This window comes from Paenibacillus sp. FSL H8-0457 (assembly GCF_038051935.1).
GTDB lineage: Bacteria > Bacillota > Bacilli > Paenibacillales > Paenibacillaceae > Paenibacillus_AQ > Paenibacillus_AQ lautus_A.
Genome location: NZ_CP150293.1, coordinates 4261145 through 4285548 on the forward strand (window position 1 = coordinate 4261145; position 24404 = coordinate 4285548).

Consider the following 24404-nt stretch of genomic DNA (forward strand, 5'->3'; position numbering starts at 1 on the left):
TTTCGTAAGACTTTCGGTTATAATAAATTTCCAACCCGTAAACACTTCCCGCTCAAGTCGCCCACATTTGAGTTCGTTACTGGGGTGACTAGTAAGTTACGATTTCTCCCTCAAACGGGAGTCTGTCACCTTGAGCCAAGCCCGACCCTCATGCCATGGTCTTCAGCTCAGCTATTTCGTCAGTCCGTCCAAGCTGTCCAAGTATTCAATCGCCCGTTGAGCGTACTCCTTGGCCGGATGCAGCGCCGGATCCTGCTCACCCTCCAGCATCGCCCAGCCGTCATAGCCGCGTTCAACGAGCTCTCCGATTATCGGCGCGAAATCGATGCATCCATCGCCGGGAACCGTAAACACGCCCCTGCGGATGCAGCTTACAAAATCGCAGTTGTCCAGTCTCGCCTGTTCCAGCACATCAGGCCGTATATCCTTCAGGTGGATATACGCGATCCGGTCATAATGCTTGCGGAGCAGCTCCAGGGGGTCGTTCCCCCCGTAATAGGCATGACCGGTATCGTACAGGAGAGACACCAGCGAAGCGTCGGTCATGGCCATCAGCCGGTCGACCTCGTAAGGCTGCTCCACAACCGTACCGCCATGATGATGATAAGCCAGCCTCATGCCGTAACTCGCCGCAATTTCTCCTGCCTGGTTCAGCCCTTCCGCCAGGCTTTCCCATCCGGCGTCATCCAACCGCAGCACGATGCTCTCATTCGGCGTCCGGCGGGGATCGAAATGCAGCGAGCCGCCTACCTCCGCCGTGCTGATGACTTTGCTGCCGAACCCCGCCAGAAACTCCGCATGCCGGCGGTAGTCCTCCAGTTCCTGCTTCCGGTAATCGGGATCGGAGAACAGCACCGATTTCCACTGGGAAACCAGCTGGATACCGCGGGCATCCAGCTCCCGCTTCAGAACCGCAGGATCCTTCGGGAATTTACGGCCCATCTCCGTGCCTTTCAGCCCCAAAGCCGCAATATCGTCCACAATCGTTTCAAACGCCGTGCCGTCCCCATGCTCTCTTACATCCTCGCCGACCCAGTTGATGGGATGGATCCCAAGCTTAAACAGCCTGTTGCTCATATTCAGCACTCCTTTGCTTTGTGAGGTAGGGGCTTGCTTCCTTGCTCAAGTGCCCTTAACCGACGGCTTCCTTGCCCCGAACACCTTCATGGACTTCCGTCTATCGGGCTACCATGGCAGCCTTTCTTGTCCGCACCGCGCTTGCTTTCTCCGGCGCAGATGTTTCGCGTTGGATGACGGTTGTCAACCGTATCTCTAGGCTATAAGTTAAAGGCCTTTCAGCGCAGCCGCTTAGTAGGGCCTGGCTTCCTTGCTTCGAGCCGCCATCTGGCGCTGCGCATCGGTTACCTTGTTAGAGGAAGATACCTCCGGCACCTCCACGCGCCACCAGGACTCATAACCGTCGGTGTTCGTTCCCGGAACGACCGGAATTTCGATCAGCGTTGTCACCGTTTCCTTCCGTGCCTGAAGCAGCGCTGCATGCAGTTCTGCCGGCGTGCGGCCCTTGTAGGCTTTAGCCCCTAGCGCGCGTGCGTGGGCGGCAAAATCAATCGGAAGATAATCGCCGGTGAGTCGTCCCGTGCCTTCCTCGCGGCGGCGGAACTCGTTGCCGAAGCCGTCGCTGCCGTTGCTCCGCTGCAAATTGTGAATGCATTGGAAGCCGTGGTTGTCGAACAGCAGTATCGTTATCTTGCGGCCTTCCTGCAAACTGGTGACCAGCTCCGAGTGCATCATCAAATAACTGCCGTCGCCCACCAGTGCATAGACCTCGCGGTCCGGTTCGGCCAGGGCCACGCCCAAAGCGCCGCTCACCTCATACCCCATGCAGGAGAAACCATACTCCATGTGGTACGTCTTCGGTTCGGCCGGCCTCCATAACCGGTGCAGATCCCCTGGAAGACTGCCTGCCGCACAGACGATGACCGATGACGGGGAGATGACCTCGTTAATGACGCCGAGCGCCCTCGTCTGCGACAAGCCGTCGGGATGCTCCGCAGCGTACAGACGGTCTACCTCACTGTCCCACTCGGCTTTCAGCCCGGCAAGCTCGCCTTTTTCGTACTCGGCTTGATAGCTATTTTGAGACAGGATCTCCTTCAGTGCCTGCAATCCTTCCTTCGCATCGGCGATCAGCGATTCGCCGCCGAGCTTGGCTCCGTCCGCGCTGTTGACGTTCAAGTTCAGGAACGATACGTCCTCCCGTTGAAACGCCCATTTGGAGGACGTCGTAAAGTCCGAATAGCGGGTGCCGATGCCGATAATCAGATCGGCCTTTGCCGCTGCGCGGTTCGCCGCCAGCGAGCCGGTTACGCCCATCGCTCCCAGGTTCAGGGGGTGATTCCAGGGAAGCGCGCTTTTACCGGCCTGCGTTTCTGCAACCGGGATGCCGAAGGCTTCCGCAAAGGATGCCAAATCCCCGGTTGCCTCGCTGTAGTGCACGCCACCTCCGGCGATGATGAGCGGCCGCTTGCTTGCTGCAAACCGCGCCGCCGCCCGCATCAGTCCATCTGCCGCAGGCGGTCGGCGGTCGATGGCGTGCACGGTTTTCTCGAACAGCGATTCGGGGTAATCGTAAGCCTCAGCCTGCACGTCCTGCGGCAGCGCCAGCGTGACCGCTCCCGTCTCCGCGGGATCCGTCAAGACGCGGATCGCCTGCCGGACCGCCGCAATCAGCTGCTCCGGCCGGGAGATCCGGTCCCAGTACCGGCTCACCGGCTTGAATGCATCGGCGGCCGATACGGTGTAGTCCGACGAGGCTTCGATCTGCTGAAGTACCGGATCAGGCTGGCGGCAGGCAAAGTTGTCCCCAGGCAGCAGCAGAACCGGAATACGGTTCACGGTTGCCGTTGCCGCTGCGGTGACCATATTCAGCGCGCCGGGTCCGATGGAGGAAGTGCAGGCCCAGATTTGCCGCCGGTTCTTTTGCTTGGCGTACGCCGTCGCTGCGTGCACCATGCCCTGTTCGTTTTTGCCCTGCATATAAACCAGATCCCCGGCGCTTCGTTCCAAAGCCTCGCCAAGGCCGGTCACGTTGCCGTGTCCGAAGATTCCCATTACCCCGCGCACATACTTCGTCTCCACCCCATCGACGGAAACATACTGTGCATCCAAAAACTTCAGCAGCGCCTGTGCCATCGTTAATCGAGTCGTTGTCAACCGGTTCATCTCCTTTTCATCGTCAATATATCCTGTGAAGAAAGCCATTTACGAATTAAGCGCTTAACTCATCGTACCGAAACGCCTAACCAATTATCGGTTAAGCGCTTTAATGAAAGTGTATGCTTTACTTGCCGTTCAGCATGCCTTTCAATTTCATGATCTCCGCGCACGCCAGCATCATGATCCCGATCCCGTGGTTGTCATTGACCACCGTGAGCAGATCATGCTTAATGCTTATAATAGTCCCCGGTGAATGAATAACGGGATCCGCTGCACACTCCGTGCACGCTGCCGTGACGGTCGATGGCCTTCTCGGTCAACCCCTGCCATGCTCGAATGGCTGCATCGGTAAAAGGTGCCGGTTCCTCCAGCCAACCGAACCGGACGCCTCTGGCAAAGGCATAGGCGAACATGGCCGAGCAGGAAGCTTCCTCGTAAGCTTCCGAATCGGTAATAACCTGCCTCCAGAGTCCCGACTCCCCCTGATAAGAAGCAATTCCGGCGCACAATTTACGGAAAAACTCAAGCAGCGCAGGCCGGTCCTTATGATCCTCCGGCAAACGTTCCAGCAGTTCCGATAAGGAGAACAGGCTCCATCCGTTTCCGCGCCCCCAAGGAATTCGGGTCGCTTTTCCGTATTTGAAATCGAATACGTGGCTCATTACGCCTTCCTCCGGCATGAACAGATACTCCCGGTACCTCAAAAACTGCCTGGCCGCTTCGTCCAGGTAGGAGGAATCGCCTGTCATCCCGGCGTAGCGTGACAAGAACGGCGTGCTCATGTACAGATCATCCGCCCACATCGTATCTGCGGAATACTCCGAAACGCACAGACGATAGAAAGCGCCGTCCTCCCGGCGTTCCAGGCGGTTCATCATAAAATCCGCAATGTCCTCCGCGACTTTTACAACTTCCGGATTGCCTCTTTCCTTATCGTCTTCCAGCATCGCCGAGCTGAACGAACCACAGTTGTCCAGCATCTTGATCAGCACCAGCTGATGGTTCACGGACGGAAAACCGTAGGTATCCCGGTCCCAGACGGCGTATTCGTACCATTGGGTGCAGATGTCGATATGCGCCCGGGCATATTCCGCGATATCGGACCGCCCCAGCGCTCGCGATGCTTGAAGAAGTCCATACATCGTGACACCGAGCGGATAGTCCCAGCGCCCGAAATTGGTGGCGGACCCGGAGGTCCATTTGTTGCTCAGCATGGCGTTCTCATAGAACGGCCTGACCCGGTAGCCCGGCGCATCCAGGGACCAGCCGGTCAAACCGCGGCCGTCCGCACGCGGAAACAGTCTCTTGACCGAGCACACCTCCTCCGGCGTTTGCTCCTCCCCTGCGGCCAGCGGCCCGGCATACATCCACGGAGACGGGACGCCTTGTACCGGGACGGGAAGCTCAAACTCCAGCTCTCCCTGTGAAGTATAGGCATGAAGCTCAACCCCCCATCCCGACGGCCCGCGGCAGCTGCGTACCAAAAGATCCCCGCGGCAGGCCGAAGCGGGCAGCTTGCAACCGAAGAGACCTCCCTCAATGTCCATGACGGAATCACCGCCGATCCAGATCTCCGTCCTGCCCATAGTGCTGCCCTTGAACTCAACATGGTCAATGCCGGCAGGCACCTTAAGCCTGCTCCATGCATACCCCGCAGCCGGGGCCTCCGGCAAGCCGAATATTCTCTCGAAATTCGGTTTATCCGCTTCCTCTTCACTCCAGCCTGTGAGCGGAAGCCAATCCATGCCGGTTTCTACTTCGGACCCGTGAGCGTTCGGAAAGACGCCGTTTTCGCCAAGCGTGCCGGCAGCCAGCGGTCCGACATATGCCCAACCGGCGGTGTCATTCCGGTCTGCAAAAGGAGACAGCACCTGCAGAATGCGGACCTTGCCCTCCACGGCTCCGAAGCGGCAGCCGAATCCGGCTTCGGTCCTCCGGACCTCAATCAACAATGTGTTCCAGCCCGGGCTCAGCACCAGCGTAATGGCGATTTTGGCATCGGGCTTCATCTCGTCCTCGGCACCCGAACGATACATCAGCCGCTCGTTCAGATAGAAGCGGACCGGGCTGAACGGCATGATCGCGACATCCAGCGAACGTTCATCGTCGCTCCACACCAGACCAAGGGCGTAGGCGGCCTCCCCTTGCTTCGCTTCCCGGAACCGGTCGCCGAAGTTGAAGTCATAATATCCTTCCTCGGTCTGAAGAATTCCCGTTTCGGCGAACGGCCGCAGCGCGAACGGAATTTCCGGATTCGCCCCGATATAGCGCCCTGCGATCGTCTTCAGTATCCCGGCATCATCGTCGCCCATCCAATACCGGATGCTTTCACGGGCTTCGATATAGCTTGTCATGAGGATCCTCCCCTTTCCGTTCGGTCAAACCTCGCCGATGGCGAAAGCTTGATATGAATCTCCTTCACGAAGGGGGTCACCACATTCAGCAGCAGCGTTCGGAAGCCGAGCGGATAAGCCGCTTCCCGGACGCCAGCCGCCGTGTGCTGCAATCCGCCCCCGCTGATTTCCAGCCAATCGCCGTCCATCTCGTAACGAATGCTCCCTTCCATCCAGAACTGGGCATCCTCGCCTGCTGGAGCAAGCTCTCCGCCGCTAAGACTGCCGGCCGCCGGAAAAATCAGCGAGATTTGCGACACGACCTCCTCCGGCTCCGTCGAGGAAATGACCAGCTTCCAGCCGTCGCTGGCTTCCACCACTTCCACCTCCACCTTGTGCCGCTGGACATGCGTCTGCGGACGGCAGTGATGCGGCAGCAGATACCAAGGGCTGACGCCTTCCCTTGCACTATCAGGCAGAGCTGCTTCCGGCACCGGTCCGTTATAACCCTTTTCCTGTTCGCCGGATAACCGGTATCCCTGCTCCAGCGTCGTCAGCCGGCTCATCTTGACAAAGCCGGGGTCGAAATAGGAAGCGAACTGCACGCCGAGAAGGCGAGCCGCTCCATGACGCAGAGAAAAGAAGGAAGACATCTCCGTGCTCACGGTCACGCTGGTGCGGCCCTCACGGATTCGCGCAACCGGAGCGCCAAAATCCGTGTGCATCCGGCTGTATCGGATAACGCCGTGATGGCCGGCACCGGCAAATCCGGACAAGTAGCGCTCTCTTGGAAATTCGCCGTTCAGTACGACGCGGTAATGCTCCGGCATGGGCGTTGTCTCTGCACCCTCGTGCATGAGCCCCGGATCCAAGAGCAGCCGAACGGCTGCGTTGGTCGGTGCTCCGCCGGGATGTTTCAGCAGAGACAGCGACTGTTCCGCCATCCCTTGAAATACCGGATTGCGGTCCAGGGAAGCCATCATCAGAGACGGCAGGAAGTACCCCGACATATCAAAACTGTGACCATAATCCTGCCGTCCGGAATATTCCGTGACGATTTCCCCGTCCGGGTGGACCAAATAAGTCATCATCTTCAGATTGGCCCGTACCGGTACCAGCAGCTCCGGACGCTTCAGCAGCCTGGCCGCGTGAATCAGCATGACGTCGCTGACGACGTTGTAGATCCCGTTGCTGCGCTCGGTCCATTCTCCGTCCAAGGTGGCGTCCATGCCTTCGGCGAGCCACTCCTTCGTCCTGTTCAAAGCATCCGGCGAATCAAAAAGCTCATTCAAGAAGCCTAGTGCCGCGCAAATCACCCACCGGTGGTTCGGCGTATGGCAGCCTCCGGTAATCAGCGCAGGCAAGGTGCGTTCCAGAAACAGCAGCATATCCGCAGCCGCTTCCTTCAGCTCCGCCCAACCGTCAGCCAGAATCAGCTGTGCGGCTTGCGCATATCCAACCACCACGAAGGCGGTATCCGGGGGGGAATGGAAATTCGTCCAGCCGGGCGAAATCGTACCGTCGCCGTGCTGAGCCGCTAGCATATAATGGGCCGAAAGCGCAAACCTGTGAGCCAGCTCCTTATCGCGGTAATATACGGATGCCGGATTGCAGAGTGCTGCTGCCCATATCGCCATGGCGGTCGGCGTCCCTGTATTATGGTTGGGCGATGGCAAACCGTTCTCCATGGTGCGCACCCCGCCGCGCCAGCGATGCGTTTCCTCTAAGATCTGGCGGTCCATCCCCTCCCGCACCCAGCTGTCATTGACTTCAAAAACCCTGTTCAGCATCATACAATCCCCCTAATGTCCGTCATCCTTAACCCTTCACGGCACCCAGCATCACGCCGCTGACGAAGTAACGCTGCAGCCACGGGTACACAACAAGAATCGGCACCGTGGCAAATACGACGCTTGCCGCTTTCAGGCTTTCCGTGGTTGCTCTGACACCGGCTGCCGGTCCCTCGTTGCGGGTCAAATCCGTAATCATATTGTTCTGTACCAGCTGATACAGCTTCAGCTGCAGCGGATACAGCTCTTCCTTCGTAATATAGAGCAGCGTGTCCTGGAATCCGTTCCAGCGCCCAACCGCGTAGAACAGGCTCAGCGTCGCGATGACCGGCAAAGACAGCGGCAAAATGATTCGAAGCATCGTTCCGATTTGGCTTGTACCGTCGATCTCGGCCGCTTCCTCCAGACTTTCCGGAATTCCGTTGAAGAAGGAGATCAGGATAATCAGATAAAACGGACTGATCAGCCCCGGAAGAACAAGCGCCCAGATCGTATTCAGCAGGTTCAGGTCCTTCACGAGAATGTACTCCGGGATAATGCCCCCGCTGAAGAACATGGTCACAATGATGATAAACATAAACACTTTGCGGCCCTTCAGCTTCTTTTTCGTCAACGGGTAAGCGGCAATCATCGTCATAACCATGCACAGCACCGTCGTCAGCAGCGTCAGCATAATCGTAAAGCCGAGAGAACGGATCATGCTGGAATCCGAGAATACGGATTGATATGCCTGAAGGCTGAACTCCACCGGAAACAACGTCACCTCGCCGGACGTTACCGCCCGGTTGGAGCTGAAAGAAATCGCGATAATATGGAAAAAAGGCGCCAGACAGAGAAGTACGAAAACCGCCAGCAGGATCATGTTTACGGAATCAAAAAAGCGGTTCGACACACGCTCGCTCATGAGTGAATCTCCTTTCTGCAAAAACGTTAAATGATGGACTCGTCCGTCAGTTTTTTGGATGCATAGTTGGCGCCGAGGATAAAGACGAGCCCGACGACAGCCTGGAACAGGCCGACCACCGTAGCCAGGGTATACTGCCCGGATTCCAGACCCGTCCGGTACACATAGGTACTCAGCACGTCGGAATAATCCATGACCGCTTTATTGCCGATGACAAACGGACGGTCAAAGCCGATCGAGATCATATTGCCGAGGTTGATGATGAGGAGCGTCACAATCGTCGTTTTCAGGCCCGGCAACGTGATATGCCAGATGCGCTTGAACCTGCCCGCTCCGTCCACTTCTGCCGCTTCAAACAGTTCCTTGTTGATGCCGGTCAAGGCAGCCAGATAGAGGATGGTTCCCCAGCCGGCGCTCTGCCACACCCCCGTCGCGAGGTACGTAATGAGCCACGTGTTTTTTTCGGTTAGAAAAGGTACCGATTCAAAACCGAGCGCCATCAGCATGTTGTTGATCATGCCGGATTGCGTGCCGAACACCTGGTATACGATGCCGCCTATGATAACCCATGAAATGAAATGGGGAATATACAATATCGTTTGGGACAAACGTTTAAACCACTGGATTCTAAGTTCATGAAGCATGATGGCGAGAATCAAGGGCGCCGGAAATGATACCACAAGGTCCAGCAGGTTGAGCATCAGCGTATTGCGGAGGGTTTTATAAAAATCCTGGGTCTGGAAAACTTCGCGGAAGGCATCCAGTCCAATCCATTCACTTCCGGTGATTCCTTGGAAGAAGTTGAAGTCCTTAAAGGCGATCTGTACGCCCCACATCGGGCCGTATTTGAAAATAATGAAATAGACCAAAGGCAGAACAAGCAGTGCGTATAATTGCCAGTACCGGCGCAGGTAAACGGTTCCTCTCATCTGTATCATCCTCTCCTTGCTCATGACGCCGGGAGCGAAGGAACGGCCTCTTGAAGAAGCCGTCCTTTCCTTTTTCCCGCTGGTTTACTTGGGTTGCATCTCCTGATAAACTTTGGTCCGCTCATCAAGAATCGCCTGGCCGCCGCTGACCATGTAATCCTTCATGGTCGCTTCAAATGTTTTCTCGAAATCTTCCGGTTTCGCCATGGCCGTCTTCACGATCATCTCTTCGTATTTGGCCTGCAGGTTCGTGCCGTATTTCGCCTCAGCCTCGATCGGACGGTCGAAATTGACCGGCTTAAACGTATCCGTTGCCGAGATTTCCACGGCCTTGCGATGCAGATCCTGGAACTTTTCCGGGAAGTTGGTTGTCAGTTTCTCCCGGTTCTGCGTTTCGTCGCCTACAAAATTACCGTTGGCGATAATGGCAATGTCGCCGCTGTTGTAAAGCCGGTCAATCACCTCTTGAGGAGCGTCGGTCTTCATGACGGGAATGCCGTCCACCATTTCGTAGTTCTCGCCTTCCACGCCGTTTTGCAGCGCCAGCAGATTATCCGGGTCAGCCATCCAATTCAAGTATTTGATCGCTTCTGCAGCATGTTGGCTTGTTTTCGGAATCATGATGTACATGCCGTTTGGAGCGTATTCCGGCTTCGCATGCTTGCCTTCGGAGTTGGTGAATGGATCGATCGGCGTAAGCTTGGCGTCCGGCTGGTTTTTGAGCAGCGTGTCATAGGTGCCGTCCGCGTAGTACATGTTCGGATAATCCTCCGTCAGGAAGCCTGTAAGACCGTTGGTCACGTCCTGGGTCAACTGCTTCTTGTCTTCGTCCAAGCTGAAGTCGCGGCTGATCAGCCCTTCGTTGTAAAGCTTGTTGAAAAATTGCAGCGCATCCTTAAAGCCCGGAAGCAGCGTCGGATAGTCGTTGGCTCCAAGCTTTTGCAGCAGCGTGTACTTCTGTTCTTCCGTAGTCGGCTGAATAAAGGACCAGATCAGCGGATCGTACTGAGCCGGTTCGATCGTCATGCCGAAGGGAATGACCTTGCCGCCGGTTTCGCCCGGATCCTTTTCTTTAAAAGCTTTCAAGACCGCGTACAGCTCATCGGTCGTTTGAGGCGCATCCATGCCGAGCTTTTCCAGCCAATCGGCGCGGATAAAGGAAGAATACTTGCCAAGGAAGGCCCGTTTGCCGGGAACGGCGAACTGCTTGCCCATGTACTGGCCGTATCTCATCGCGTCCTCATCGAGGAATTCCTTCAGATTCGGACCGTGCTCGTTGATCAAATCCGTCAGTTCCGTCAATCCACCCTGCTCTGCGTAGCGGTTGAAGGTCGGCGTGTCATACGTAAATACGATATCCGGCACATTGCCGCCGCTGGCCATGAGAACGTTCAGCTTCTTGATCTCCTCGGAACGGGGGACCGGTACGAATTCCATCTTAATGTTGTTAGGGGTTCCAAAGTTGTCCTGGATATATCGGGTAAGATAACTGTCGGTGATGGTATAAGGCTTCGGTGTATTGCCTCGGTCAAAAATTTCGACCTTCAGCGTAATCTGCTTGCCGTCATTGGAGCCGGAATCCCCGCCCGAAGCATTGTTGCTGCTGCCAGAGCCTGAGGAACACCCGGATAATACAACTGTTCCGACCAACAGCATGACGAGCGTGAGCTTTGCGAGCTTGCCCCATGTTTTCTTGCTTGCTGCCATCATTACATCCCCTTTTCTATTTGGATTATGTCCCTGCCGATTTGCGCCGATCTTATTCATGATAGAAAGCTGCGGATTCATCCGAATTGCTTCGGACCACGTAATGTAAGCGCTTAACCTCTCAGGTGTTCTCAGTATGCCTCAAGGGCAAGCGGATGACAATAAACCAAATTCCAAACGTGAGAACCCGCTTCGTTACAAGGTTTCAACGTAGAGAAATGACAATTTTCGTTATCTAAACCGTTTTCTAATCATGACTTTAATGCTTGATATATCCGGTGATTGTTCCGTTTGCAGAACCCTTTCACATAACCCGTTGCATTCGGTACGCATACCGACATTCTCCAGAAAATACGAAACGGGTGCTGCTTCCGGCCGGAAACTTCTGCACCCGTTTCTGGATAAACTATAATCATAAACCGTTTTCGTTATCGAAGCGCTTTCTAGGATCCGAGCTCCGTCCCCGGCGCAGGCTTCATTTGCAGCTTGCGGTAGTCGCCCGGCGTCACACCCGACGTCCGTTTGAACACCCGCCCGAAGGTAATGGAGTTGGCGTATCCGATCTGCTCCGCAATTTCCTGTATCGAGAGGTCGGTCTGCGCCAGAAGCTCCTCCGCCCGCTTCATGCGCAGCTGTACGAGGAAATCCACGAATTTCATATCGTATTCCATCTTAAACAGATAGCTTGCATATTTTCCGGAAATCTGAAAACGGTCGCTCAGATGTTTCAGGGACAAATTCGGATCGTCAAAATGCTCTTCTATATAGTGCTTCATCTCGCTGATCATGGCACGGTAGCTCTTGGTTTCGCTAAGCGCAACATAGGTGCGGTAAATTTCCGTCAACTGATCGGTGATCCTGCTCTGCAGCTCCTCTAAGGTTGCGGCTCCGGCCAGTACATGCTCCCTCCCCTCCGACAGCTGGTTCCTCAGCTCGTCGGATAACACACCGACCTCCCGGGACAGCAGCTGAAGCATGCTGTTGACCAGAGAACGGATCGTATCGTCCTTCAGACGCTCTGCCTTGAATGAAACAAACATGTCCTTCAGACGGGTTCTCCAGCCTTCATTATTTAATCGGAAGTCCTTGACCAGCTCCGAAATTTCATTCAGGTAAGGAAGCAGGCGGCTTAAATCTCCCCGGGGCAGCTCGTCGCCGACCAGCACGGCATGATCGCCCATCGCCAGCCTGTGGCCGAGCGCCTCGGAGGCTGATTGGTGCGAAGCGCCTATTTCATGCAGCCCGGCAACCGTGCTGCCCAGCCCGAACCTCACCGACAAACGAAGCTTTTCCTCGACCCAGCTCCGACATTCCTCAGCTGCGCGGATCAGGGAAGCACGCGTCTCCTCCTTCACCTCCGTAAGCGCGATCAGAATGCCTACGCGGCTGCCGGCGATCCATTCAATCCAGCTGTTGAAGCCGGCATTGCGTGCAAGCTCCTGAAACACGTTCATCAAGGCAAACTTCAGCACGTTCTGGTCGCGGACGGTATGAACATCCTGAAAACCGCTGTAATCATTGATTTCACCGAGCAGGATGACGTAACCCGCGGGCTGTTCCAACAGCTTCATCGGCGTCAGCTCTGCCATCCGGGATAACAGTTCCTCTTCCGGCTTCTGCCCGCTGATCAGGTCCATGAACAGCTGGCTGCGCTGAAGCTGGAGATTCTCGTGCCGCTTTTTGTCATAGTCCATGGACCGGCTGATCAGGCTTTCAAGCGCACTATCGATCATGGAAAGCTCATCCTTGGCGGCCTGGGGCATGTTGAGCTGAATGGACTCGATGCGGTTCATCATGGATTTGATCGGCTGATAATTCCGCCTGGTAACATAAACGATATAAATAACGGCAAGCACCACAGTTACGAAGCCGATCACGATCCAGATATAGGACACGACCGACACCCAGGCATAGAGCTGCCCGACCCGGAGACCGCTTTCAAAAGTCCATCCCAGCTGATCCGATTGCAGCGTCGTCAGCACCTTGCCTTCTTTAGCCCGCTTATCCTCTCCGATTTGGGATGCTTCAAATATGAGATCTCCGCTGGAGTCCAAAATATTCAAAAAGGAAACGCTGTCATTTATCATCGGATTGATCATCTGCTCCACCCGGTACATGCTTACGTTAATGACGAGCAGCCCTTGGCTTCCGAAGGGAAGCGGCAAATTTTTATACATGGAGATGACCTGCTTTGGTTCGTTCTCCCCGAGTCCCGTCATGGATCGAACGGCGGACCACCCCCGGTAGTCGTGCTCTTTCAAGGCAAACTCGATATAAGAACGGTCCGGAAAAGTCGAGAGCGGGCTTTGGCCGCTGGTGGTCAGCACCGACTGATCCGAATGACGGTATAAATAGACCGATTCGATCAGGTCGCTGCCCGATTGTAACCCGCGGAGACGTTTGACAAGCGAGTACATCAAATTTTGGTCGGATGACGGGTTGCTGAACAGATAGCTTGAGTATAGGGCACTCGTCTCCACTTCGTTCAGCACGTTCATCTCGATCGCGTTGATGGAACGATCCAGATCTTCCATAATAAAACGCGTGGAAATTCCGTTCGCCTTGGCTGCCTCTTCGCGCGAGGCCTCATTAAACATGATGAATGAAAGAAACACCAGGATCGTAATCGTGATGAGGAATATGGGAAAATAGGAGAGAAGCAGCTTGCGGTACCAGTTTTGCTGCAAAGAAGTCATTCCTTTCTCTTCCAGGTTAAGCGTTTTACTTATGCTTGTGCTATATTGTAGCATGTCCGTGTCCCTCCCTGGAAGAGGGCTGTCTTCGAAAGTAGGACGCTTATAAAGCATTAAAACGAGGACATCCATTGTTACAATAAAAAAAGCCGCGATGATCGCGACTTCTTCTATGCTTATGTTCACGACCCGCCCGTAACTGCAAAGCTATTCGAGCTCAGAGGCAGGATACGTTTCGAGTACTCCTCAGCCAAGATTAAACGCCCATTCCGTTCATGAACTCCGAGATCATGATTTTCCGTCCGGTCTTGGCGCTTTCCAATGCAGCCAGCACCATCGCCATGCTGTATACGTTGTCGCTGCAGTCCGTTTCCGGCTTGATGCCGGCTTCCAGTGCGTGAAACATATTTTCCAGGCAGCCATGATGTCCGGTCTTCGCCATGGCAGGCAGCATGCCTTCGATCCGCTCATACTTCCGAATGAAGCTTCCCGATTGATCCCCTTCCGCAACGACCTCCGCATAGATCTCGTCATGTCCGTCCCAGATTGCCGTTCCTCTCTCACCCGTGACGCGCCAGGCGGCTTCCCAGGAGGTTTGAGCGCCTTCGGCACACCAGGACCCGCGGTAATTGAACACGGAGCCGTCCGACATTTCATAGATGCATATCGCCATCGCATTGCCGGCGTACCAGGAACCGGGCGGGTTGAACTCCTGACAATATACGGATACCGGATCGGCTCCGCTGATCATGCGGGCCTGATCGAAGGTGTGAATGGCCATATCAAGCAGCAGGGGACTGTCCATCAGGTCCCGAAATCCGCCGAAATGCGCGCCAAGAAAGAAATCCGCCCCTATGAATCCAGGCTTTCCGATCGCTCCGCTATCGATCAAAGCTTTAAATGCCCGTATTCGCGGATCAAATCGGCGGTTTTGCATGACGGCATGGGTTCTGCCTGCAGACTCTGCCAGCTTCACGATATCCAGACATTCCGTCATCGATTCTGCTAACGGTTTTTCGCTGAATACATGACACCCGTGCTTCAGCGCAGCCGTGCTAATCCCATAGTGGCTGGCGGGAATGGTCACATCGAATACGATATTCGCACCGCTTAAAGCAAGTGCATCGTTAATATTGTCATACGTCGGACAGGAAAGTTCGTGCCGATCGGCAAATGCCTTCGCGAAAGTCTCTTGAATGTCCACGAGACCCACGATTTCAACGTCCTCCCGACCTTTTGCATAATCCGCCCAAGTATTCGCCATGCTCCCGCATCCCGCGATAACAACTTTAAACGCCGTGGTCATATTTTCATTACTCCCCCTGAATACGTCATCGTTTGATTAATCGCTTTCAATTCATCGCCTAGTGGTTGTAATCATTCCGATATTGGCTTAATGTAGATGAAGCAACTTCATTATAATGGCGATACACAACAATATCTCTATACAACCTTGTGCAATACCACTCTTATCTTGCGGTTCGAGGTGAATTCGTATGTCCTATCCTAGAGAGCTTCATGAGAATACCAGGCTTGGCGATAAGGCGTATCCCGTACAGGTATTTCATAACCTCTGCCCCGGTGCCAAAACGAAGGATTGCATCCTCTATCTCCACTGGCATGAGCATTTTGAGATCCTATGCATGCGCCAAGGGCGCGCCGTCTTCCATATTGATACCACCCCATATGACGTTAAGGCTGGAGAGTTCATCATCATCCCGGGCGGCAGTCTGCATGTGGGTTATGCCCTCGAGGATGGCGATGTGCGGTTTGATTGCGTCGTGGTGAATGCATCCCTGTTTAACGATTCTCTTCACGATCCTGTTCACTCGCGTTATGTCGCTCCATATATGGAAGGCCGGCTGCGTTTTCCCGTCAAGCCTGCGGAGAGTGACCCGGCTGGCGCAGATTGCTATCCGCTGCTGGATGAAGTCATTGAAGAGCTTGCCGTCCGCCGACCGGCTTATGAGCTTATTGCCAAGTCGAAGCTGTACACCCTGTTCGTTCTGCTGGCGCGCACATTCATGCCTGTACAGCTCGCGGAGAAAACGCACGAGCCTTATTTTGCGAATCGGGAGCGTTATAAAAAGCTGATACAGCATATCGAGAACAACATCGGCGATAAATTGCCGGTGGAGGCCGCCGCTGCGGAAGTCGGTTTGAATCCGTTTCATTTTTGCAAAATGTTCAAGCGTTTAACGGGCCGCACCTTCGTGGATTACGTCAACCTGACCCGGATGAATGAAGCGGAACGGCTGCTTCGCGAACGGACGTTGACCATCACGGAAATTGCCGGCATCGTCGGCTGCAGCAACCCGAATTATTTTACCAAGCTGTATAAACAGTACAAGGGCATGACGCCTTCCCAGGCAAGAATGATATAAAGCTGCGAGTTGATCCTGATTGCTTAGCTGTTATTTCAAGCTGCTCCCTGTACGATGATAAATTGGCACCATGCTTCCTAAATATTAAAAGACTCAACTCCAGCAAAGGCTGCTGTATGTATGTTGAGTCTTTTGGCATTCGTTATCGTATCGGCGAAGCCCCACTTAATACGCCTTGGGCACCTCCACTTTCCTGGTGTTCCCGTCCTCGTTCGTGAAATAGATATGAACCCCATGGTCCTGATCGTCCAGAAAATACGAGACGTATTTACTCTCATCCACTTTCATCGGCACCAGGAGAGTCGCGATGCGATGGCTTGAAGCTGACTTCGTCTCCGCATGCAGATGCCACTGGTTATCCAGCCCTTCGATCTCTTCGGGATCGACGCCGGTGAATTGATTATGCTGATTCAGCGATAGATCGCCTGAGGAGCAGTACACGAATCGCCCCTCCATCTCCGCTTTGCTGCCCATCACTCGGAAGGTCTGCCCCGACAGCTTCATCCGGTTCAAGGTATGGAACAGCCACTCGATACTGGCTGGCTTGGCAAGGTCCACCGTATCCACGATCACAACATAAGATTCGTCGAAGAAATAGATTTCGCGCACATATCGCTCCAGGTAGGGGACATTCGCCCGATAGGCCTGTGTTGCATTCATGCGGGCGTACCCGAAGCCTGCTGCAGCATCGACTTGCTCCACCCTGCCGCTGGCCTCGATGCAGAGAACCTTGTCTTTTCCCGCATACTGACCATGGCCATCGATAAGAATATTGTTCGTCGAATGTGTCTGCCTACGCCAGTTCATATGCATCGTGCTGCCGAAGGCGATATAGTACCCGCTCTCGATAGCCAGCGGCTCGCCGTATGCGTGCAGCAGGAAGCCGTTCTGGTCACCGTGACTGTGGCTCATCGAGCCGTATCGGCTGCTCTTCGCAAGCAGCATGATGTGTTCATCCGGATCATCCATCCGGTGATGCATCGCCACCCAGTCAATATCGCGGAACCATTTGACGGATTGAATGGCCCCTTCATTGGGTTCCGAAGCGTCCGATAAGGCAAAGGGAACGGTATCCGATGGAGGAACGGCTTCCACTTGAGGAAAGTCATGCCGATACAGCATATCGTCAAACCGGAAATCCCACCAGCCGTAATTATAAAATTTGGAGTCGGCATCCGTATCGGATTTGGCCACTTGTTCGAAATACCATTGATACAGCCCGTTTCCCGTAATGCCTGCAAACTGGCGAATATTGAAGGCCGTCTTCAGGCTGACAGGTTCTCCAAGGTAGGACTGGTCGCCGAAGCTGGCCCGAATCGTATCCGGACTGCTGCAATATAGCGGAAAATCGCCGGTGCGCCCGAAAAACGGACGTTTATAAAAATCGATCGCTACGTAATTGCGGATGAGATTGAGCGCATCGATCACGAATGCCATGCCGGTTGTCCAATAGAGCGGCCCTTCTGCCCAGCCCCCGTCCTCTCCGCCCCATGGGGAGTAGAGGCAGGCGTAGTATTCCAGCGTGTAATCCAGCCATGTCCGCGCGCTCGCTTCTTCATGAAGCAAGGCGATGCAGGCTGGGACCAGAGCCGAGGATAACGAACGAACCGCATGGCTGTCGTAAGGGACATGATGGATCTTCGAGCGCTCCATCACATGGAAGGCCACCTGCTCGGTACGGCGCAGCAAGGCGCCCCTGACGAGATCAATCTCCTCAGCGCCGAGGTAATCGTGAAGCCAGTCGTACCCCCAGGCAAGCGCCCCGACCATGCGGAAAGCGGCTTCATCGTTGTAATCGCGGGACGTTGTTCCCTCCGTATCCCAACGGGCCGCGTGGAGCAGCCACGTTTTCGCTTTGGCTATCAAAGTATCATCCTGCAATATAACTCCTGCCACGCTTAAATGCCGGACGGCATAGAGCGTTTCCTGGCAATCCATGTACATTTGTCGCCACAGCTTCGCGACGCGCTTGTTGCCCGGATAACGCTCTGGTTCCGGGATTAGCGGCTTATTCACCCATGGAAGGACCGATCTCTCGTAAAAGGCCTGCCAGCCGCAGTAATCTTCATCCTTGCGGAGACCTTCCCGGAACGCCTCAATCCCCTTTTCGTCCAACCATAACCGCGGATGACCGGTATGCGTGCGTTCGTACCTTTCCGCTCTGCCAGGCAGGGGAGTCTCGGGCAGCCCCTCCGGGACATGAAACATTCGGGATTGACTCCAAGAAGAACGGTTATGCTCCAAGTCCGCGGTATCCTCCACTTGCTCACCGGTCAGCAAGGCATAGCGCCAATAATAAGTACCCGGCTCCAGCGGTCGATCCGGAGTGTATAAGTTATAGGGAATCGGCGATATCGTCGTCGTGGCCCCCGTTTCATACGAGGGTGAAGTCGAGATCTGCAGCATATAACGGTCGTCCTCAAGCTGTCCCGGCATCCAGGTGAAACGGGGAGGATTCTCGAGAAGCTTACTCCCTTCGTCCGGTTGATACGGCACGGACAATAATCCGCTTTTCGGTTCAAACAAGGTTTTCATCGAGCACCCTCTCCTTCAACCCGTTGTTGGTCATTGTAAAGCTTCTTGTCGTCCTCCCATCCGACAGATGGAGCCAATCCCCGTCCGCAGCATGCGTCCATCGCAAGGATATCGGCTCATTTCCGGCACGATAAACGACGATGAAGCGGGCTTTCGAATCCAATCGTTGAAGCCGGATTCCTTCCATGGGACGGCTGGGATCGTCAGCAAGCCCAGGTGATTCCACTCGTGAGCATACCGTTCCTTCAAAGGTGGCAAAGGATGCTACCGCAAGCGCTCCTGACTCGTTAGCGATATAAAGGTCAACCTGCATACCGTCTCTGGACCATACATTAGAGGAGCGCTCTTTTACGTATGCGCGTCCGTCCTCGTTTCCCGGTTCCGCCGACCCGCTGTACTGAACCTCATCCGAAGCTTGGCGAAGCTGCCCTGTGCCGACGTAATGAAACCACCAATCCACGGCGGCCGGTTCATCCAATTCCACTTCGAACCAATCCAGCAGCCAATCTTCCGCCATGATCAAATGCCGGTCCAGAATGCCATGATCGTAGGCTTCATCGGCCCGAACCCAAATATAGGAACGGTTTGGAGCGGATTCATACCGCATGCATTTGCCTTCGGCCGGATTCTGCGAGCGGCCGCCTACGGAGACGGTGTTGTGGCAGGCAGTATGGGGGTACCATTCCTTTTTCAGAACCGATCCATAAGGTACAGTTCCACGATCTGGCGAAAGAGGCTGATCCCCGGCATGAATCATCAGATTCAATTTATCAAAGTGACCATGCGAACCGCCATGGGGGCCAAAATCAATCAGCGCTTGAAGGCCTTGGGGATCGTTCGTCCTTAACAGGGCGAACCCGCTGTGAGGAAGAAAAACGGAATTACGCGATTCGCCGTCGGCATGATTTAAGTTACCGCCTGCGATCCCCCCCGCTTCATGAGCTGTCAGATCACGATCTGCTTGCATAGCGTCTCCCGGTCTTGGGACCTCACGGGTGACCTGTACTTCGATAATATCCCCCGTTTCCCATATCTCGCCCGATTTCAACATAGGCGAGTTCCTTATGCCGGGAGCCGCCATACCGTTTCGGCCATCCCATGATCCCGTGCCGTACAGCAGTGCCTCCAGCATGCCGATTCTGCCGGCTTCTCCATTCAGTTCCCGATATGCATGGCCAAGCAATCGTCGATAGCTCTTATCCCCAAATACGGATAAGCCGATCTCCCCAACTTCCGCAATTTCTCGCGCGAATGGGGCCCTGCGATAAGGACCATCGTGAAGTGCAGGCAAGAAGCCGTTTGGGTCTGATAATCGAACCAGGACCGATAACATTCCCTGCATGCATTGGCCTTGCTCCCCTCTCAGGGAAAAAAGCTCTTCACCAACCCTGCTCCCCATTTCCGCAGCAATCAGGTAAGCACGGAGCACGAATACGTGATAGTAAATGCTGCCTTCAAATTCAAGCTGATCGGGCTTGACGGCAATGGTGAGATGATGGCGCAGCCCGCCTTCCTGCTCAACCAGCTGCTTCAGCTTCTTCGTTTCGCCTTGCACCGCATAGATACAGAACAAAGCGGCGATCAGCCAAGCGGTATAGTTGTTCTCAGGATTTCCGCGTTCCCGGGACAAAATATGATGATATTCCGTCATGCTGCTCTCCAGCATGTGCAGGAACCGGTCAATCTTCCGAAGATCCGCCTCATCAAACCATACGCCCTCATCCCGCAGAAGCAGATATCCACGAAGAAGCGTCGTTGCCCAGATGGCTTCGGTTAAAGCCTGATGGAATGCTCTCCCTTTCAGCATCCATGGCTGCGCATCCGGGTGGACAGGATACAGCGGAAATTGCTCCACATATCGAACGATCAGCCTTTTTCCAAGATCGGCGTAAACCTTCTCCCCCGTGCCCGCATAGACGGCGGCGGATTGCAGAGCATATCGGGCCATGGCCTGATGCTTGAATACCAGCCATGCTCCCCGATACGGTTCTCCTTCCCATTCGCAGCCATACGGACAGCGAAAGGTGCCGCCGTCGGCTTCCAGAGGATCAAACAACAGCTCCGTGTGATGTTCGGGACAAACGAATTGGTGCCACCAGCCGCCGGGCTCGAGGGGAACATCCAGCTTCCGGTCAATTACTTGGTCCAGCTCGGCCTTCAGGATATCGATCGTTTGCACGCCCCACGCATACGAGTTCAGCTTCGCCTTCACCTTCATCCAATCCCTCATCGCATGAACATGCCGCCGTTGATTTCGATCGTCTCACCTGTTATATAAGAAGACAGCCCCGAGACGAGAAACAACACGGAGCCGGCGACATCGTCCGGCGTGCCTTCTCGCCCAAGCGGAATGCCCTGAATGGTAGCTTTGCGCGCATCATCTGGGGTAAAGGTCGCGTGAAACGCCGTTTGCCCGATAAAGCCGGGGGATACGGCATTCACATTGATTCCGCTTGAAGCAAGCTCCTTCGCCAAGCCTTTGGTAAAGCTCAGGACGGCAGCCTTGCTCGCTGCATAAATGCTAGCACCCGGTCCGCCGCCGTTGTGCGCCGCAACGGAGGTCATGTTCACGATGCGGCCTTGACCGGCCGCTTTCATCCCCGAAATGACCGCTTTGCTCACGAATACCGTGCTTTTCATATTGACGTCCATGATCTTGGCGTAGAGCTCCTCGGTCATTTCCGCATTTGCCAGCCGTTGGACCAAATGCCCCGCATTGTTAACCAGAATCGTTACCGGTCCGCCAAACGCCTTTTCCACTTCCGCCACAAGCGCCTCCGCCTGTTCTGCTTGCGCAACGTCTGCGCGAAAAGCATGGGCTTCGCCGCCAAAATCCCGGATCTCGGCAACGGCCTCTTCGGCAGCCTCCTTGCTGTTCAGATAATTCAGCGCTACCTTGGCTCCGCTTCTCGCCAGCATGATGGCAACCGCCCGACCGATTCCTCCGCTAGATCCTGTGACTAAAGCGACGTTACCCGATAGATTGATTTGCATGTTGATCCCTCCTGATTAGGTTTGCAGCTGTTTCAGCCTGTTTTCTTGCTCACATTTTCTTTCCATTCGCGGCATCGTCATGACGATGCTTGTGCCTTGACTCGGCGAACTATGAACCGTTATCCCGTACGCTTCGCCGTAAACCATCTGAATTCGGCGATGGACGTTCACGATGCCGATGCCGCCTCTGCGCCTGGCGCGTTTCCCCTCTTCATCATCGACCAGGCGGTTTTCCTCGAGCCTTTTGCGCAGTTTATGAAGCTTATGGTCCGCAATGCCTGCCCCGTTGTCCTCGACAATGACCAGCAAATTGTCTCCGTCGACTCTCGTATCAATCCGAATGTAGTGCCACGCCTCGATTCCTTCCGGAAAGGCATGCTGGAAAATATTCTCCACAATCGGCTGCAGGGAGAGCCTGACCATCTTCTCCAACAGGAGCTCGGGCGGCGTTGCCACCTCGATCTCAAAATCGCGCCCGATCCGATGCTTCAAGATCATCATGTAATGCCGCACATGGTTCAGCTCGTTGGCAATCGTGATTTCCTCCAGATTGGTCTGAATGGAATATCGAAGCATGAAAGCCATGGCCTCCACCATGTCCGAAATTTCGTCCGAATCCTGAACGATCGCGTAACAGTTGATCGTTTCCAGCGTGTTGTACAAAAAATGCGGATTGATCTGCAATTGAAGCGCCTGAAACTCGGCACGCTGGCGCTCCAGCTGGATGTCCTGCAGCTCCAGCTGCGTCTTCTGATTGTGGAGCTCCGTGTCGTATACCTGCTCGATCATGTCGGACAACCGGCTGACCATGAGATTGTAGCTGTGGATCAATCCCCCGATTTCATCCTCGCGCGGTTTCACGTCGGTGATGTGCGTCCAGTTCCCCTTCTCCGTCTGCCTCATCCCGTTCTTCAAATTGCGGATCGGATTCACGATCGATTTCCCGAATCTGTATGCCAGAACGAGCGCAATGAACAAGGTGACAAAGCCTACGATAATGGTGGTGGAGCGGATGCCCGAAATCGGCGCCCGGAGCTCATCCAGCGGCATCATAATGACGAGGCTCCAGCCCGAATATTCGGACTGGCGCGAGATGATCATCGCTTTCTCGCCTAATACCGGTTCAATGAAGCGATGATCGCCCTTGGCGATAATGCGCTTCGGCAGGTCCGTGGTCGTGATTCCCTCCATATCCACGTGCTCTGGGGCATAAACGACCTCGCCTTCACGATCCAGGATGAAAAAGAAACCCTGTTCCCCCAGGTCGACGCCATTCCATAAACCCGACAGCTGGTCTTCGTTGAATTCTACTGCAAGCACGCCTTTGACGTCGTAGGAATTCATTCCACGGATTTTGCGGGCAACCGTAATGACGTTGTCGCGATCCTGTTCCAGCAGGCTGGTCTTCAAGATGACGATCTCCCCGTTCCCCGGCGTCTTCTCCGTCAATTCACGAAGTCGGTCCGACGGATCGATCGACATGGCGGAGAAATTCTGGTTCTGATCGAAAATCGAACGGCCATGGAACCCCAGAATATACATCATATGGGTCTGCGTGGGGTATTGAATGAAAATCTTCTGAAAGACATCCTTTCGGATGAGATGGGTGAACCGGTAATGCTCGTAACTGTCGCTGGGGTCCATATCCAAAAATCGTTTCACCGAATCCTGCAGCAAAATCGTATTGCTGATCCGCTCGAACATTTTCAGCTGATTATCCGTTTGCCTTGCGGCGTTCGTGATGACGGTGGTCATATACTTCTCGACCTGCTCGTCAATCGCTTCGGATGATTTCATGTAGAAGAAGACGCCGACCGTGGTAAGCGAGAACATCACGACGATGAAGAAGTACAGGAAGATTTGACGGGACAGGCTCTTCCGCATCATTCGATCCCCAGCATCTCCCGGTATTCGGAAGGGGTGTAACCGGTGACCTTCTTAAAGGTTTTGGTAAAATGGGGATGATCCGCATACCCCACTTCGAACGAAATGTCCGTTATTTTATAATGCGGAATGGCAAGGAGCTTCTTCGCCTTCTCCATTCGTTTCTTGATCCGGTAATGGACAAAGGTCTCGTCCGTCATCTGCTTGAACAGCTGGCTGAAATACGACGGGTTGAGTCCAAGCATGTCGGCCACCTCATCCAGTGAGAGATCGCGGGACAAGTTGCGCTCGATATAGGCTTTCGCTTCCTCTACAGGCTCCTTCGCATTTCCTTTTCTCTTCTCGCGTATGAGCTTCACCGTCTGATTCACGGCCAGACGAAATCTCTCGAAATAATGATGGTTCCCTCCGGGCGCAGGCCCCGATATTCCTGTCATGCGTTCGAACGAATATACGTCCCTGCCGTTTAACTGCTTGATCAATTTCGCGTACAGCTCATCCAGCAGCTCCTGAAGCTGGATCGATTCGAACCGGCGCTCATTGCAATAATCCTCGATTTCCTGCAGCTTCATCTGGATATCGTTCATTTGCAAATGCCATACGGCCAGCTCGAGCTGCTCCAGCCAATCCTCCAGCTTGGAAAGCGGAAAATAGAACCGCTGCTTCTCCTGCATGGATTTTCGATCCGCCATCAATTTGTTCATGGTGTTATGTACCACCGATTTGGTCACGGGCTTGAGCAGATATTCCTTAACCCCATACGACATGCATTTCTGGGCGTATTCGAAATCGCCGTAACCGGAGATGACAACGACCGTGATATCGCCGTATGTTTCATATAACTGCTTGCTTAACTCCAAGCCGTCCATCTTGGGCATCTTGATATCCGTAAATATGAAGTCCGGTCGTGCCGTCTGGATCGCTTCCAATGCTTCCATGCCGTTTCCGGCCGTTTCCGCTTGAATCATGGCCGGATCCGTCTGCGTGATCAGTTTCGCCAAGCCCATCCTTATCATAGGTTCATCATCAACGACCAGAATGCGGTACATCACCCATTCCCCTTTCAAAACAGCG

General features: G+C 54.5%; 15 protein-coding genes. 1 reads left to right on the plus strand and 14 read right to left on the minus strand.

Annotated elements, in window-relative coordinates:
• Positions 1-171: 171 nt before the first annotated feature.
• The 9 genes from iolE to MHI43_RS18745 form a co-directional block, all read right to left on the minus strand.
• Positions 172-1077, minus strand: coding sequence for a myo-inosose-2 dehydratase (iolE, locus tag MHI43_RS18705; RefSeq protein WP_036660873.1), 906 nt, complete (start codon positions 1075-1077; stop codon positions 172-174).
• A gap of 231 nt (positions 1078-1308) precedes the next feature.
• On the minus strand, positions 1309-3174 hold the full coding sequence (gene iolD / locus MHI43_RS18710; RefSeq protein ID WP_036660875.1) for a 3D-(3,5/4)-trihydroxycyclohexane-1,2-dione acylhydrolase (decyclizing): 1866 nt from the start codon (positions 3172-3174) through the stop codon (positions 1309-1311).
• Positions 3175-3404: 230 nt separating this feature from the next.
• The gene (locus tag MHI43_RS18715) at positions 3405-5531 is read right to left on the minus strand and encodes a glycoside hydrolase family 88 protein (protein WP_327196868.1); all 2127 of its coding nucleotides are present in this window, start codon (positions 5529-5531) and stop codon (positions 3405-3407) included.
• Complete coding sequence (locus MHI43_RS18720; RefSeq protein ID WP_081746269.1) at positions 5528-7303, minus strand: hypothetical protein; 1776 nt, start codon at positions 7301-7303, stop codon at positions 5528-5530. Before MHI43_RS18720 ends, MHI43_RS18715 begins: the two co-directional genes overlap by 4 nt.
• Positions 7304-7328: 25 nt before the next feature.
• Positions 7329-8204: a carbohydrate ABC transporter permease gene (locus MHI43_RS18725; protein WP_036660879.1), complete on the minus strand. Its 876-nt coding sequence runs from the start codon at positions 8202-8204 to the stop codon at positions 7329-7331.
• A 26-nt stretch (positions 8205-8230) separates the two neighbouring features.
• Entirely contained in the window at positions 8231-9133 is a 903-nt protein-coding gene (locus MHI43_RS18730; RefSeq protein ID WP_036660881.1) for an ABC transporter permease subunit, read from the minus strand.
• 84 nt (positions 9134-9217) lie between these two features.
• Positions 9218-10843, minus strand: coding sequence for an extracellular solute-binding protein (locus tag MHI43_RS18735; protein WP_081746270.1), 1626 nt, complete (start codon positions 10841-10843; stop codon positions 9218-9220).
• A 440-nt stretch (positions 10844-11283) separates the two neighbouring features.
• Entirely contained in the window at positions 11284-13590 is a 2307-nt protein-coding gene (locus tag MHI43_RS18740; protein WP_235201673.1) for a helix-turn-helix domain-containing protein, read from the minus strand.
• A 199-nt stretch (positions 13591-13789) separates the two neighbouring features.
• Positions 13790-14839: a Gfo/Idh/MocA family oxidoreductase gene (locus MHI43_RS18745; protein WP_036660884.1), complete on the minus strand. Its 1050-nt coding sequence runs from the start codon at positions 14837-14839 to the stop codon at positions 13790-13792.
• A 190-nt stretch (positions 14840-15029) separates the two neighbouring features.
• Between MHI43_RS18745 and MHI43_RS18750 the strand changes: the two genes are divergently transcribed.
• Positions 15030-15917, plus strand: coding sequence for an AraC family transcriptional regulator (locus MHI43_RS18750; RefSeq protein WP_036660885.1), 888 nt, complete (start codon positions 15030-15032; stop codon positions 15915-15917).
• A gap of 165 nt (positions 15918-16082) precedes the next feature.
• On the opposite strand, the gene MHI43_RS18755 is transcribed toward MHI43_RS18750, so the two are convergent.
• From MHI43_RS18755 to MHI43_RS18775, 5 genes are read right to left on the minus strand one after another with little or no spacing between them, the layout of a single operon-like run.
• Complete coding sequence (locus MHI43_RS18755) at positions 16083-18452, minus strand: DUF4962 domain-containing protein (protein ID WP_036660886.1); 2370 nt, start codon at positions 18450-18452, stop codon at positions 16083-16085.
• Positions 18436-20682, minus strand: coding sequence for a heparinase II/III family protein (locus tag MHI43_RS18760; protein WP_341283145.1), 2247 nt, complete (start codon positions 20680-20682; stop codon positions 18436-18438). Before MHI43_RS18760 ends, MHI43_RS18755 begins: the two co-directional genes overlap by 17 nt.
• Positions 20679-21446 carry a 3-oxoacyl-ACP reductase family protein gene (locus MHI43_RS18765; protein WP_015735897.1) on the minus strand — a complete coding sequence of 256 codons (768 nt, stop codon included), beginning with the start codon at positions 21444-21446 and terminating at the stop codon, positions 20679-20681. Before MHI43_RS18765 ends, MHI43_RS18760 begins: the two co-directional genes overlap by 4 nt.
• 15 nt (positions 21447-21461) lie before the next feature.
• Positions 21462-23333: a sensor histidine kinase gene (locus MHI43_RS18770; protein WP_015735898.1), complete on the minus strand. Its 1872-nt coding sequence runs from the start codon at positions 23331-23333 to the stop codon at positions 21462-21464.
• Positions 23330-24397, minus strand: coding sequence for a response regulator (locus MHI43_RS18775; RefSeq protein WP_341283146.1), 1068 nt, complete (start codon positions 24395-24397; stop codon positions 23330-23332). Before MHI43_RS18775 ends, MHI43_RS18770 begins: the two co-directional genes overlap by 4 nt.
• Positions 24398-24404: the final 7 nt, after the last annotated feature.